Origin of the sequence: Parahaliea aestuarii (assembly GCF_008064635.1) — a bacterium.
GTDB lineage: Bacteria > Pseudomonadota > Gammaproteobacteria > Pseudomonadales > Halieaceae > Parahaliea > Parahaliea aestuarii.
Map to the genome: position 1 here is coordinate 647064 of NZ_VRYZ01000002.1, position 12825 is coordinate 659888.

Below are 12825 nucleotides of genomic sequence, written 5' to 3' on the forward strand. Positions count from 1 at the left end.
TCGGGGGCACGGTTGGCTTGAAACAGGGTTTGGGCCACCCCGACGGGGCTACTAACCGAATTCGGAGAGAACTTCAGGCTGCACGATGACTCACAACAGGCTTTGGCCTGTTGTGCCCCCTTCGGGGCTTCGCGGCTAGCGCCGCTCGGTGCAAATTGCTGGCGCAATTTGTCGAACGGACACGCCCGACTCGGCCAGGCAAGCCGGACAAACAAAAAGGGCCACCCCGTCGGGGTGGCCCTTTTTGTTTGTATGGCGCGCCTGGCACGATTCGAACGTGCGACCGCCTGGTTCGTAGCCAGGTACTCTATCCAGCTGAGCTACAGGCGCGTTGAGGTGGCGTACTATAGGGATCGAACCGTTATACGTCAAGCGCTTAGGCGTGGAAGTTGTTAAAAAATTTACCCCCACCGCCCCGCCCTGGTCGCTCGGGCTCTACTGGGTGAATCCGCTGCTCGACTCCATGTACAGGCGAATCGGCATGGTGGCGTCCTTTCCCAGGTACAGGACGAGACCATAGAAATCGTTGTCGTAGTCATCCACCCATTCGTGGCGGAAATCTATCGGAAACTCGAACTCCATCTGCTCGGGGCGCTGGCCCACTACCCGCACTTCTTCCATGGTATCCGGGTGGGCCATGGCCGACTTGGGAATGGCAATGGTGACCTTCTGGCCTCCAAAGGTGTCTTCGACCTGGATATCGCGCAACTCGGCACCCACTTTCTGGTCCTTGTAGCCCTTGACCAGTTGCATCCAGTCGGTCTGCTGCGTAGCGCCATCGGCAAAGGCGCCCGGTGCGGCAATTGCGGCCGCCAGAGCGGCGATCCTCAGGTATTTGCTGGAATATTTCACGGCACCCCCACTGCGTTTGTCTGTCTGGTTTCCCCACCCACAATAGTAGCCTACGATGCCAGCCGAGTCGCCCGAAAAAGGCACTGGTATTGGCCCCGCAGCTGGCTACAATGGTCCCATGACCCTGCTTATGATCTACGTCGGCCTGGCGCTCGGCGTGTCTTTCCTCTGCTCTGTCTCCGAAGCAGTCCTGCTCAGCGTTACCACCGCTTATACCCACCTGCTGGAGCAGAACGGACGCCCGGCCGGCAAGCGCCTGCGGACTCTGAAACAGGACATCGATCGCCCCCTGTCAGCCATCCTCACCCTGAACACCATCGCCCATACCGTCGGTGCCGCCGGCGCCGGCGCCCAGGCCACCGTGGTCTTCGGCAGCCATATGCTCGGGGTATTCTCGGCGGTGCTGACCTTCCTCATCCTGGTGTTCTCGGAAATCATCCCCAAGACCCTCGGCGCCTTCTACTGGCGCCAGTTGGCACCGCCCGTTTCCCTGATGCTGCAGTGGATGATTATCCTGCTATACCCACTGGTGAAAATGTCCAACTGGCTGACCAGCCTGATCGCAAAGAGCAAACCCCTGCGCGGCCTGAGCCGGGAGGAATTCGTGGTGATGGCGGAACTGGGCGAGATCGAAGGGCAACTGGAAGATCACGAATCACGTATTCTGCGCAACTTGCTGCTGCTGCGGGAAACCCGCGTGCGCGATGTCATGACGCCGCGCCCGGTGCTGTTCTCCCTGCCCGAGGAGCTCAGCGTGGCGGACTATATCGAGCACCACGCGGACAACCCCTTTTCCCGCGTCCCGGTGTACGCCGCCAACCAGGATCAGGTGACCGGCTTTGTGCTGCGCAGCGATCTTATTCTCGCGCACGGTCGCGGTGAGGGCCAACAGGCACTGAGCCATTACCGGCGTACGATTCCGGCGCTGGTGGCCGCCATCGACCTGCTGCGGGCCTTTGAGGTCATGCTGGACCAGAGCACTCACATCATGCTGGTGGTGGATGAGTACGGTGGCGTGGACGGGCTGCTCACCCAGGAAGACATCTTCGAAACTCTGCTGGGCCTGGAAATCGTCGACGAGAGGGACCGCACGGTGGACCTGCAGCAACTGGCTCGGCGCATGGCCTCACGGCGCGCCCGGGCCATGGGTCTGGCTGCCAGTTCCCCGGCAGCCCAGGTCGACGGCGACCCGGGGTGAATAAACGACGGGCAGAAAGTGCCCAAACGAAAAAAGGCCGGTAGTACCGGCCTTTCTACAACGAGCGGCTGAAGATCAGTTGCCCATCTTTTCGTCCATTTTGTCCTTGGCATCGTCCGCCGCATCTTCCGCAGCGTCGGCAGCGTCAGTGGCCGCATCGCCCATGGCATCCGCTGCGTCGTCGGCGGCATCTTCGGCGTCGTCCGCCATATCGCCTACGGCATCCTTGGTGTCATCCCATGCGTCCCCGGCATCGTCCGCCATATCGCTCGCGGCATCCTTGGTGTCATCCCAGGCATCCCCGGTGGCATCGGCTGCGTCATCCGCCATATCGCCGGCGGCATCCACCGCCTCACCGGTTTTCTGCTTTACAGTCTCCGCAGCTTCAGACATGGAGCTCTTGGCCTTTTCAGTGTCTTCCTTGGAGCAGGCAGACAGACCCAGCACCAGCATCGCAGCAGCCACGGCGGCGGTCAGTGATTGAATCTTCATCGATATTCCCCTCACATTTCTATTGCTATTGCGGAGTGGCCTCACGCCAACCCGTTCAGGCCCAGGCCCAAGCTGAGATTGGGCACGGTCACGTTTCAGACTACACAGGGCCAGCAGGTGAGTAAAGCGGCAAATTGGCGGGCCGTCTGGACTGCCATACCACAGGAACACTAATTCTCAGGCAAAGTCCTGGCGCTCCATCCAGGGAATCAACCGCCGAAAGCCCTCTTCGATCTGCTCGATGGAAGTGGAGTAGCTGATGCGCAGCGCATTGCCGCAGGACTCCCCGAAGGTCTGCCCCGGGATGGTACACACACCGGTTTCCTTGAGCAGGCGCAGCGCGACATTGTTGCCGTTAATGCCCTCCGGCAGTGCCGGGAACAGGTAGAAGGCCCCCTCGGGCTTGTAACCTTCAAGGAAGGGAGTTTGCTCCACCAGTTCCACCACGCGGTCGCGGCGGCGGGTGTAGATCTCCAGCATATTGTCGACAAAATCGCGCTCGCCACGCAGGGCGGCCACCCCGGCCCATTGACAGGGCGTATTGGCCACGGTGGTGGTGAACATGTGGTAGCGGCGCAGTTTCTTGATGGCGCCCTGGCTGGCAATCAGCCAGCCGATACGCATGCCCGCCATACTGAAGGTCTTGGAGAAGCTGCTGACCACCATGACGTGATCCAGGTCTGAGCAGCATGACAGGACACTGGGGTAGGTTTTGCCATCGTAGATCAAATGGTCGTAGACCTCGTCGCTGATCACATAGACGCCGCGGTAGGCCGCCTCCTCCACAATCGCCTCCACGGTCTCTCGCGGGTAGAGCGTGCCAGTCGGGTTACTCGGCGAGTTGAGGACGATGGCGCAGGTGTTCATGTCGATGGCATCGATCACATCCTGCGGGTCCAGCTGGTGGTTGTTCTCCGCCCGGGTGGGCACGGTCTTCACCGTGCCGCCATTCATTCGCACGAGCGGCGCATAGAGCATGAAGGCCGGGTCGGGGATGATGAACTCGCGGCCGGCCGACGAGGTGGAGGTGAGGGCGAGATAAATGGCCTCGGTGGCGCCGGTGGTGACCAGGATATTGTCCGCTGTCAGCGCCCGGCCGTAACGGGCGCCGTAGTAGTCCGCCAGGGCCTCCAGCAGTTCCGGCAGGCCGGCATCGAGGGTGTAGCCGGTCTGCCCCGCCTGCAGGGCTTCCACCGCGGCGTCGACCACATGCTGGGGAGCCGGCAAGTCGGGCTGCCCAATGGAGAGGTGCACCACATCTTCCATGGTGGTCGCCAGATTGACCATCCGGCGTATGCCGGGCATGGGAATGGTGAGCAGGGCCGGGTTCCAGACCGGATCCTCGGATTCATAGAAATCGCTATCCAGATCGCTCATGAGTGCCCTCCCCTCAGGCCCGGTTAAACAGTGGTGGGCGCTTTCCGGTCAGCGGCGCCTCGCGCTGGTAGGCATAGCCCGCCTGCAGCACGCGGGCATCGTCAAACTTTGCCCCGACCAGTTGCAGGCCAATAGGCAGGCCATCGCTGCAGAAACCACAGGGCACCGACAGGGCCGGCTGGCCGGTGAGATTGAACGGGTAGGTAAAGGGCGTCCAGGTGGGCCAGCGGGTGTTGGGCCAGTCCTCCGGCACTTCGCGATTGGTATCGAAAGCGGTGATGGGCAGGGTCGGCGTCAGCAGCAGATCGTACTTCTGGTGAAAGCTCGCCATGCGCTCGCACAGGGCGGTGCGTTCATTCATCGCCCCCATGTAATCCAGCATGGAGAGTCTGGCGGCCTTCTCGGCCACCTTGACCAGTTCCGGGTCCATCAATTCCCGCTTGCGGGCACCGAGGTCGCGCATGGCGTTGGCCGCGCCGCCGTAGAAAAGGTGGCCGAAGGCGCCCAGCGGATCGCTGAAGCTGGGGTCAACCTCGACCACGGTGGCCCCGAGCCGGCCAAATATCCTGGCGGCCTCGCGCACGCTGGCTTCCACTTCCGGGGTCACTTCCACATGGCCGAGGTTGGGACTGAACGCGATTTTCATGCCCTCGACGCCATCGCGCAAATGAGCCAGGTAATCAATGTCGCGCCGCGGAATGGCGTTGGTGTCGCGGTGATCGGCCTCGCTCATGACGTTCATCAGCAAGGCGCAGTCTTCCACCGTCCAGGTCATCGGCCCGGCGTGCGCCAGGGTGCCGAACGGGCTGGCGGGCCAGTGGGGCACTTCGCCAAAGGAGGGTTTGAGACCGACAAGGCCACAGAAGGCGGCCGGGATGCGAATGGAACCGCCGGCGTCGGTGCCAAGACCAAGGGCACCCATGCCGAGCGCCACGGCCGCGCCGGTACCGCCACTCGAGCCACCTGCCGTGCGCGTCGGATCCCAGGGATTGTTGGTGGGGCCACAGAGAGGGCTGTCGGTGACGCCTTTCCAGCCGAACTCCGGCGTTGTCGTCTTGCCGAGGGGGACATAGCCGTGGCGATCCAGCGCCGCGACGCAGGGCGCACTCTTGCCGAGTGTGCTGTTGCCATCGATGGTGCGCGAGCCCTTCAGGGTCGGCCACATGGGCGTGAGAAAAACATCCTTCACTGCCACCGGCACCCCGTCCACCAACCCCTTGGGCGCGCGGTTGTTGTAGCGAAGTTCACTCTCAAGCGCATAGCGCAGCGTGGTTTCCTCGTCTACCAGACAGTAGGCATTCACCTCGCCATCCAGCCGTTCGATCTGCGCCAGCATGGCCCGGGTCACTTCCACCGGCGACAGACTGCCGTCAGTGTAGCGCGCAACCAGTTCCGTTGCTGTCAGGGAGAGAATGTCCTGGCTCATCGGGTACTCCTCAGCAGTGTCTGGGTGGCGAGTGGACGACACTCGCCCTAACCTGACCCTACAAGCTTGTCGATGGCAGCGTCAAATCACCATTGACTGGCAGCGGCTGACGCGCACCCGGTCTGACAGTACACTGCCACTGCCCCGCCCCACGGAGACGTTAACACCATGCCCACGCTACACCCCCAACTCGCCGCCGATACCCACCTGCTCGGAACGATGGACAGCGGCACCCTGTTGCTGTCCAGGAATGCCAGCCTGCACTGGCTTATCCTCGTGCCGGAAAGCGAAGAGGCCGACCTGCTGGATTTAGCCCCGCCACAGCTGCTGGCCGTGATGGCCGACTGTCGCGCACTGTCGGCCTTTCTGAAAAGCGAACTGGGCTATCCGAAGGTCAACTTCGCCGGGCTCGGCAACGTGGTGCCACAGATGCACCTGCACATAGTCGGGCGCCGTGAGGGCGACGCCTGCTGGCCGCAACCGGTATGGGGCCAGTTGCCAGAGGGGCCACTGTGGAGCGACAGTGAAGTAAGGGAACTACGCGATGCGCTGACGGCAGGCTGCGGCCTGCGCGTCAACGATTGATACGCCCGCGCGCTGTTGGCGCGGGCGGTGAGGTCAGCGGGAGGACAGGTAGACCTGCTCTCCCCAGCCGATCAGGACGCCATCCCGAAACACCAGCGGCGTCATCTCGTCGCGGGTGGTTTCACCATCGGCTTTAGTGCGGTGAGTGCGATAGAACCAGACCAGCATGGTGTCTTCACCGCGGCGGTAGGACTCCGAATCGCGCGGACTGCCTATCTTCTGCTGTACCTCATCCCGCGTCATTCCGATCTGCATGCCGCTGATGGCGCTGCGGTTGTCCTGTTCTTCTTCGCGCCAATCGTGGCCGCTATCACCATCTGACTGAATCACCACGCAACCAGCGGCAGAGAGCATCAGCAGAACCACTGCCAGGTATGGGGCCAGGGAAATCACCGTCGTATCCTCCAATCTGTATCTTCAGGGGGCGACACCATGTCGCACCGGACAGGTGATATAGTCGACCATAACACTAGTTGCAGCAATGCGACTCGTCGCAGCGGGCACTCGCTTTATCGAAGCGGCTCCGCCTCGTCGTCGGCGAAACTGTAGTGGGCACCCAGTTCGGAAATGCGAATGCGGTTGGCGAACACGGAGAACGCCAGGTAGGCGGCGAGCCCGTTGGTGCGCAGCATCCAGGGCGGCAGGTACATCGGCGCGGCGATATCGCCCGCCTCGAACAGGGGCGCCAGGCGTACCACATCGCCTACCGTCATGCGGCCGGCAAACAGGTGGCGACACAGGCGCAGGCGATTGTGCTTCAGAGCCCAGCGGAAAAAAGTGTGCACTTCCATCAGCCCGTGCAGGTAGACCGTGTCCTTGGTAAAGGCGCTGCCACCGGTTACCGGCGCACCGCGATAGATGCGCATGGCGGAGTTGAAGCTCTCGACCTCCGTCTGCCCGGCGTCGAGGAAATAGCGGAACACATCGATAAAATCCGCCCCGCGCAGGGCCATGTCGATGGCAATAATGCGCAGGGCAATGCGCTGCAGGCGGCGGATATCCACCGCACCGGTCACCAGTTCGGCAAACGTCGCCAGCCCCTCCTGGGTTCCCGTGGTGCGCGGCGCCCCCAGGCTCAGGCTGCGGAAGTGCGGCTGCTCGCGGCCGTTGATGGCGGTGAGACTGTGGACGAAAGCCTCGTGCTCCAGCAACTGGTTGAGGTCGTATTCGGAAAAGGGCGTACCCGCCCGCAGGCGGATGCGGGTGGCGCCAGCGGCGGCCTTGGAAGCCAGATTCTCGTCGATGACCACCTCGATATCATGGCGATCAATCACCTTGCCGATGCGCTCGCTCAATTCCCGCTGCAACACCTCGGCCGACAGGCAGTAGTCCGCTTCATGCAGGCTGTACTCCTGTTCGTAGGCTGCAGTGACTTCGATAAAATGCCGGGCGGCATCGATATTGTGCACGGTACCGCCGGCAATGGAGTCCCCGGGTTTGCCATACAGTGACAGGGAACGCGCGGTGACCGCGGCAGTACCCCGGGCTTCCAGCAGGCGCGCGGCATCGTGGTAGGAGCGTGCGGTGCTGTGAAGATAGCGCCCGAGGGGGTGGTGGGTATCCAGCTCCGCCATCAGGGTATCGAGGGCGCGCAGGGTATCCGCGTGACTCTGGCGTTCGTAGTTGACTTCGGGCAGGCGGGGATTGCCCGCGCGCCACTCCTGCAGAAAGCTCAGTTGCACTTCTCGCGGCCAGCTCAGGCTGCTGAGCAGCTTGATGTCCTGCACCATGGCCACCAGGCGCTGGTCCCAGCGGGCGAAGGGGGCTAGCTGTGGCGACAGTTCGTGCATGGTGTTGCGGAACCTCTTCAAGCGACACTTTTGCCTCAGTATAGAACGCCGCCAGGCTGTGCCCCAGACAGGGATTTCGGCATTTGTTCGCCCCGGCCCGACGCACACACCGGGCAGGTGTCATGCATCACGCCCATATCCTGCTCCCTAGGCGATCGCCCCGACCACTTCCGGCGCTTCGATTTCCACCCGGTTGCGACCGGCAGCCTTGCCGCGATAGAGGGCCGCGTCGGCGCGGGCAATGCACTGCTCCAGGTTGTCCCCGGTAACGAAGGTGGCCAACCCCAGGGTCAGGGTCACCGCCATTTCCTGCCCAGCGTAGTGGAAGCGGTGGCCGGCGACGCAAGAGCGCAGGTTCTCGGCGAGGGCGGCGGCCCCGGGCCCGCTGGTTTCCGGCACGATCAGGATAAATTCCTCGCCACCCCAGCGGGCCAGCGTATCCATGTCCCGCAGGCGCTGGCACAGCAAGCCCGCCACTTCCTGCAGTACAAAATCGCCACAGGCGTGACCGTGGCGGTCGTTGAACTGCTTGAAATGATCGAGATCCACCAGCATCACAGAGAATGTACGCCCGGTGCGCTGAAAGCGCTGCACCTCTGCCGCCGCGATGTCGAGCAGCCCGCGCCGGTTGAGCAGGCCGGTGAGCGGGTCCTCCCTGGCTGCCACCGCCAGCCGGCGGTTGGCCGAGCGCAATTCGGCAGTCTGCTGCGCCACCTCGCTTTCCAGGCTGGTCAGCACCGTGGTGAAACGATTGGCCAGGGAAATCACCATCGACAGCATGATGGCCACAAAACCGACCGGCAACAGCCGCGGCGTTGTCAAACCCGCAATATCAATCAGTATGTCGTTGGCACAGGCGGCGATAAAGATGACCAGGCCGATCAGCGAGGTGCGCGCCTCGGGATTGCCGGTTCTCGCCGCCCGCAAAATCTGCCAGGGCATCCACAGTAACACCGGCAGGCACAGCATCTCCCAGTAGAACAGGGTTCTGAACAGGATGGACATACCCGGCACGCAAAGCACCAACAGTGAAAACACCAGAAAAGCGCCCTGATAAGCCCGCATCAGAAGGCCCGCCGGCTTTGCCAGCAGCGACAGCAGCATCTGGATAAACAGGGCTGGAAGAAGGTAGATCGTGCCAAATTCTACTTTCTCATAGAGGGCAAACGGCCAATCCAGGTAGTACCTCAATTGACTGGATAGAAAGGCGTAGAGGCTGATATTCAGCGCCACCAGGCCATACCAGAAATAGGTGCGCAACTGCCGGTTGCGGCTGAAAAGGTAGAGGTGGTAGAGCCCGAATCCGGCAAACAGAATGCACATGGCCACTGCGGGCAATTCATTGAAGAAACTCGCGGCAATCAGGTCGCGATAATAGCCGATACGGAATGCGCCCTCGTGTGGCCCCTCACCCCACAGAGAGGTGGACAGTGCACTGCCCCCCCACACACGCATGGCCAGCACCAGTTCGCCCTGCGCGGTCAGCGCCGAGGCCGGTATGGCGTAGACCTGCATGCGATCGTAGTTGACCTCGCTATCCGGCGGCAAAGCCCCGACGCCGCCAACCAGTTCACCGCCGATGTAGAGCTCATAGGCACTGAGTACCTTGCCGATCTGCACCCCCAGCAGCGGAGATTGCCCGCCAGCCGCTTCGATATTGCCCTGCAGCTGGATGGTCAGGCGATACCAGGAAAATTGCAGGGCTTCCTGTGCCCCACCCTTTGGTGCCCGATGCGGAATCGTGCGCGTCGGCCAGTCACTGTCATCGAATTCCGGCGCAGCCCAGGCCAGATTGTCACCCGGCTGGAAGCGCCAGCCGCCCGCCAGGGAAGCCCCCTGCGCCAGCGCATCGCGGGAAAGCAGGCGATCAGCTGCGCCAACCGGGGCTATGCACAGCAGTGCCAGCACCAGTAACAGGCCTTGAATACGCACGATTTTCATGCCGGTTGTCACTTCCCTGACTCCGCGAAATGTGACGAGAGCCCACAGCCACCCTCCCGCTCCCTGGGCGGGTGCCTGACGGCGAGCCGGGTTCACATTTCCCCCTGGGGGAAGTGTGTTAAATCCGCCCCCGTCAGGCAAGCACTGATTTGGCTGTGATCGATGCCCGGTAAAGGTAAATCCGCGAAAGCCATCGGCAGGCCGAATCCCGTGCACACTCTACACCCCGGGCATAGTTGTTCTCCGCCGGGCAATCGGCCGATGTCCAGTTAGCGGATAGTCTCCCCGGCCGCAGAATCAGGTATGGTAAGGCCAATGTTACCTTGCCAAAGCGGATACCGTAGCGATGTCTCCTGCCATCAGCGCACTGTTCTGGGGGTTTATCTCCGGCGGCGCCCTCATCCTGGGCGCCGCCATCGGTTTCTACCTCTCCGTTCCCCGGCGCATTGCCGCCGGCATCATGGCCTTCGGCAGTGGCGTCCTGATATCGGCACTGTCCTTCGAGTTGATGGGAGAGGCCTTCGCCAGTGCCGGCCTGGGAGCAACCGCCGCCGGCTTCCTGCTCGGAGCCATTGTCTACGCCATCGCCAACCGGGCGCTGGCTCAGCAGGGTGCCAAACACCGCAAGCGCTCCGGGGAACAACAACCCAGTGAAGATGAACAAAGCGGCAGCGGTACCGCGATCGCGCTGGGCGCCCTGCTCGACGGCGTGCCCGAATCCATTGTGATTGGCCTCGGCATCCTGCACGGCGGCGCCGTGAGCATCGCCACCGTTGCGGCGATTTTTCTTTCCAACCTGCCCGAGGGGATTTCCAGCTCCGCGGGCATGCGCAAGGCGGGCCGCTCAGCGGGCTACGTTTTCGGCGTCTGGACCGGCATCACCCTCGCCTGTGCCCTCTCCGCCCTGGCGGGCTACACCCTGTTCGACAACCTTCCCAACGAAGTGGTGGCCGCTACCACCGCTGTGGCGGCGGGCGCCATGCTGACCATGATTGTCGACACCATGATTCCCGAGGCCTTTGCCGAGACACGGGACTGGGCCGGGCTGATTGCGGTGCTGGGCTTTCTGGTGTCGTTTGGGCTGTCGCAGGGGGTGGGGTGATAAAGCACCTGAATTAGGCACAGCGGAGCCGTTCACCACGACCATTACCGGCCAACTCGCGCGATGCACTGCTATAGTTATCGCATCATCGGCTCGCAAGGGGGCAATCGCTGTGAAAGTGGCCGTATTCAGTACCAAACGCTACGACAGGGACTTTCTTGAGCGGGCCAACGTGCACCACGGCCACACCCTCACCTACCTGGAACCCCACCTGACAGGTGCCACCGCCAGCCTGGCGAAAGGTTTTGACGCGGCCTGTATTTTCGTCAACGACCACGCCGACGCACAGGTACTGGAACAATTCGCAGCGTTTGGTATCCGCCTGCTGGCACTGCGCTGTGCCGGCTTCAACCAGGTCGATCTCGGCGCCGCAGGCGCGCACGGCATTACTGTCGTTCGCGTCCCTTCCTACTCGCCTCACGCGGTGGCGGAACATGCGCTGACCCTGATGCTGAGTTTGAACCGTCGCATTCACCGGGCCTATAACCGGGTTCGCGATGGCAACTTCGCACTGAATGGCCTGCTCGGCTTCGACATGTATGGAAAAACCGTTGGCGTTATCGGCACCGGAAAAATCGGCCTGATCATGACAGGTATCCTGACCGGCCTTGGATGCAAGGTGATTGCATTCGACCCATCGCCCGCAAAAAACCTGCCTGCAGACGCCAGTTATGTGGACCTGGCGGAGCTGTATGCGCAATCAGATATTGTGACGCTGCACTGCCCGCTGACGGCCGACACCCATCACCTGATCAACGGCGCGGCGCTGGCAGCCATGAAAAACGGCGTGATGTTGATCAATACCAGTCGCGGCGCGCTGATCGATACCCGCGCTGCGATCGAGGGACTGAAGTCGGGCCACATCGGCTACCTCGGACTCGACGTCTACGAGGAGGAAGATGAGCTGTTCTTCGACGACCTCTCCAACCAGGTAATGCGGGATGACGTATTCGCGCGGCTTCTGACCTTCCCCAACGTACTCATCACTGGCCACCAGGGCTTTTTTACCCGCGAGGCGCTGGCGGCAATAGCGGAAACCACACTCGCAAACATTACCAATTACGCATTGGGCCGGCAGCCGCTGTTCACCGTTTCCGGCTGAGCCCGATCTCGACGCCACTCCGTGTGGTTCCCACGTTTATCACCAGCACAATCACCCCGGGTCGCTACGACAGCAGAGGCAACAATGCCTCACTCAACACGGGTGCCATGTCGATTGCATTCGTGGCGTGGCTGATGCAATCGGTACTCCAGATTTCCCCGACCCCGGCAGCGCGCAAAATGTCCAGTGCATCGTCAGCAAACAGCGCATGGGTGACAGCAACATCCACTGACAGAGCCCCCGCCTGCAACAATCGTTCACAGGCCCGGGCCAGGGTGCGGCCGGAACTGGCGATATCATCCATCAGCACGACCTGCTGCCCGGCAATCGGCATCGATGGCAGGGTGATGTCGACATCTCTGTCACCGCGGCGCACCTTGCTACAGACCCCATAGGCGCAGCCAAGACGCCTGGCGGCGACCTCCACCCACTGCCGGGATTCCGCATCCGGCCCGATCAGCAGTGGACTGGCATGCCGGCGCCCAATCAGCTCGGCCAGGCGCGGGGAGCCCTGCAGGGCGATAGCGTGATCTACCGGGATTGCCTCGATGAGGCTATGGGTACGGTGCAGGTGCGGGTCGACGGTAATCACCGCGTCGAAAAGCCCGGCAAGAAACGCACCGATCACTCGCTGGCTGACGACTTCGCCGGGGTGAAAGGCGATGTCCTGACGCATGTAGGCCAGATAGGGCGCCACCAACAGCAGGCGGGAAATTCCTGCTTCGCGGGCGTGGCGGGCGATCAACAACAGTTCGATGAGTTTGTCATTGGGGCGATCCAGGCTGCGGTAAACCACCAGCGTATCGACCGGTGACGCCACCTCTGCAATTGGTAGCGTCAGCCGCAACTCCTGATCGGGAAAGCGGTGACACTGATACGGAGCCGATGGCAGTCCACTGGCCTTTGCCAGGCGCCCGGCAACGGGGGCTTCATCCAGACTGTAGAGCAGCAGCGCCATGG

At 62.3% G+C, this 12825-nt stretch carries 12 protein-coding genes and 1 tRNA gene; 4 read left to right on the forward strand and 9 right to left on the reverse strand.

The features are described from left to right. Nucleotides 1–253 precede the first annotated feature (253 nt). Nucleotides 254–330 (reverse strand) — tRNA-Arg (locus tag FVW59_RS07035). 105 nt (nt 331–435) lie between these two features. Continuing rightward, nucleotides 436–852, reverse strand: coding sequence for a hypothetical protein (locus FVW59_RS07040; RefSeq protein WP_148063506.1), 417 nt, complete (start codon nt 850–852; stop codon nt 436–438). 118 nt (nt 853–970) lie between these two features. On the opposite strand from FVW59_RS07040, the gene FVW59_RS07045 reads away from it, so the two are divergent. After that, entirely contained in the window at nt 971–2050 is a 1080-nt protein-coding gene (locus FVW59_RS07045; RefSeq protein WP_148063507.1) for a CNNM domain-containing protein, read from the forward strand. A 75-nt stretch (nt 2051–2125) separates the two neighbouring features. On the opposite strand, the gene FVW59_RS07050 is transcribed toward FVW59_RS07045, so the two are convergent. From FVW59_RS07050 to FVW59_RS07060, 3 genes are all read right to left on the reverse strand, one after another. Continuing rightward, a complete protein-coding gene (locus FVW59_RS07050; protein ID WP_148063508.1) occupies nt 2126–2542 on the reverse strand; it encodes a hypothetical protein in 417 nt (138 codons plus the stop codon). Nucleotides 2543–2719: 177 nt separating this feature from the next. After that, a complete protein-coding gene (locus FVW59_RS07055) occupies nt 2720–3919 on the reverse strand; it encodes a pyridoxal phosphate-dependent aminotransferase (RefSeq protein WP_148063509.1) in 1200 nt (399 codons plus the stop codon). 13 nt (nt 3920–3932) lie between these two features. Then, nucleotides 3933–5345, reverse strand: coding sequence for an amidase (locus tag FVW59_RS07060; RefSeq protein WP_148063510.1), 1413 nt, complete (start codon nt 5343–5345; stop codon nt 3933–3935). A 168-nt stretch (nt 5346–5513) separates the two neighbouring features. On the opposite strand from FVW59_RS07060, the gene FVW59_RS07065 reads away from it, so the two are divergent. Then, a complete protein-coding gene (locus tag FVW59_RS07065; RefSeq protein ID WP_148063511.1) occupies nt 5514–5930 on the forward strand; it encodes an HIT family protein in 417 nt (138 codons plus the stop codon). Between the two features lie 33 nt (nt 5931–5963). Here the strand turns inward: FVW59_RS07065 and FVW59_RS07070 are convergent, their stop codons facing one another. The 3 genes from FVW59_RS07070 to FVW59_RS07080 all read right to left on the reverse strand — a co-directional run bounded on the left by FVW59_RS07070 (nt 5964) and on the right by FVW59_RS07080 (nt 9661). Next, nucleotides 5964–6323, reverse strand: a complete 360-nt coding sequence (locus tag FVW59_RS07070) for a DUF3192 domain-containing protein (protein WP_148063512.1) — start codon at nt 6321–6323, stop codon at nt 5964–5966. Nucleotides 6324–6439: 116 nt separating this feature from the next. Then, a complete protein-coding gene (locus FVW59_RS07075; RefSeq protein ID WP_222711441.1) occupies nt 6440–7741 on the reverse strand; it encodes a peptidase MATCAP family protein in 1302 nt (433 codons plus the stop codon). 126 nt (nt 7742–7867) lie between these two features. Next, a complete protein-coding gene (locus tag FVW59_RS07080; protein WP_148063513.1) occupies nt 7868–9661 on the reverse strand; it encodes a sensor domain-containing diguanylate cyclase in 1794 nt (597 codons plus the stop codon). A gap of 346 nt (nt 9662–10007) precedes the next feature. Between FVW59_RS07080 and FVW59_RS07085 the strand changes: the two genes are divergently transcribed. Next, nucleotides 10008–10763, forward strand: coding sequence for a ZIP family metal transporter (locus FVW59_RS07085; protein ID WP_148063514.1), 756 nt, complete (start codon nt 10008–10010; stop codon nt 10761–10763). A gap of 112 nt (nt 10764–10875) precedes the next feature. Next, a complete protein-coding gene (locus tag FVW59_RS07090) occupies nt 10876–11865 on the forward strand; it encodes a 2-hydroxyacid dehydrogenase (RefSeq protein ID WP_148063515.1) in 990 nt (329 codons plus the stop codon). Nucleotides 11866–11929: 64 nt separating this feature from the next. On the opposite strand, the gene FVW59_RS07095 is transcribed toward FVW59_RS07090, so the two are convergent. Beyond that, nucleotides 11930–12823 (reverse strand): ribose-phosphate diphosphokinase, encoded by an 894-nt coding sequence (locus tag FVW59_RS07095; RefSeq protein WP_148063516.1) that lies wholly within the window; start codon nt 12821–12823, stop codon nt 11930–11932. Nucleotides 12824–12825 lie beyond the last annotated feature (2 nt).

Coding starts and splice junctions, on each gene's coding strand:
- FVW59_RS07065 (WP_148063511.1), top strand. CDS start 5,514: ATGCCCACGCTACACCCCCAACTCGCCGCCGATACCCACCTGCTCGGA.
- FVW59_RS07045 (WP_148063507.1), top strand. CDS start 971: ATGACCCTGCTTATGATCTACGTCGGCCTGGCGCTCGGCGTGTCTTTC.
- FVW59_RS07055 (WP_148063509.1), bottom strand. CDS start 3,919: ATGAGCGATCTGGATAGCGATTTCTATGAATCCGAGGATCCGGTCTGG.
- FVW59_RS07060 (WP_148063510.1), bottom strand. CDS start 5,345: ATGAGCCAGGACATTCTCTCCCTGACAGCAACGGAACTGGTTGCGCGC.
- FVW59_RS07050 (WP_148063508.1), bottom strand. CDS start 2,542: ATGAAGATTCAATCACTGACCGCCGCCGTGGCTGCTGCGATGCTGGTG.
- FVW59_RS07080 (WP_148063513.1), bottom strand. CDS start 9,661: ATGAAAATCGTGCGTATTCAAGGCCTGTTACTGGTGCTGGCACTGCTG.
- FVW59_RS07095 (WP_148063516.1), bottom strand. CDS start 12,823: ATGGCGCTGCTGCTCTACAGTCTGGATGAAGCCCCCGTTGCCGGGCGC.
- FVW59_RS07085 (WP_148063514.1), top strand. CDS start 10,008: ATGTCTCCTGCCATCAGCGCACTGTTCTGGGGGTTTATCTCCGGCGGC.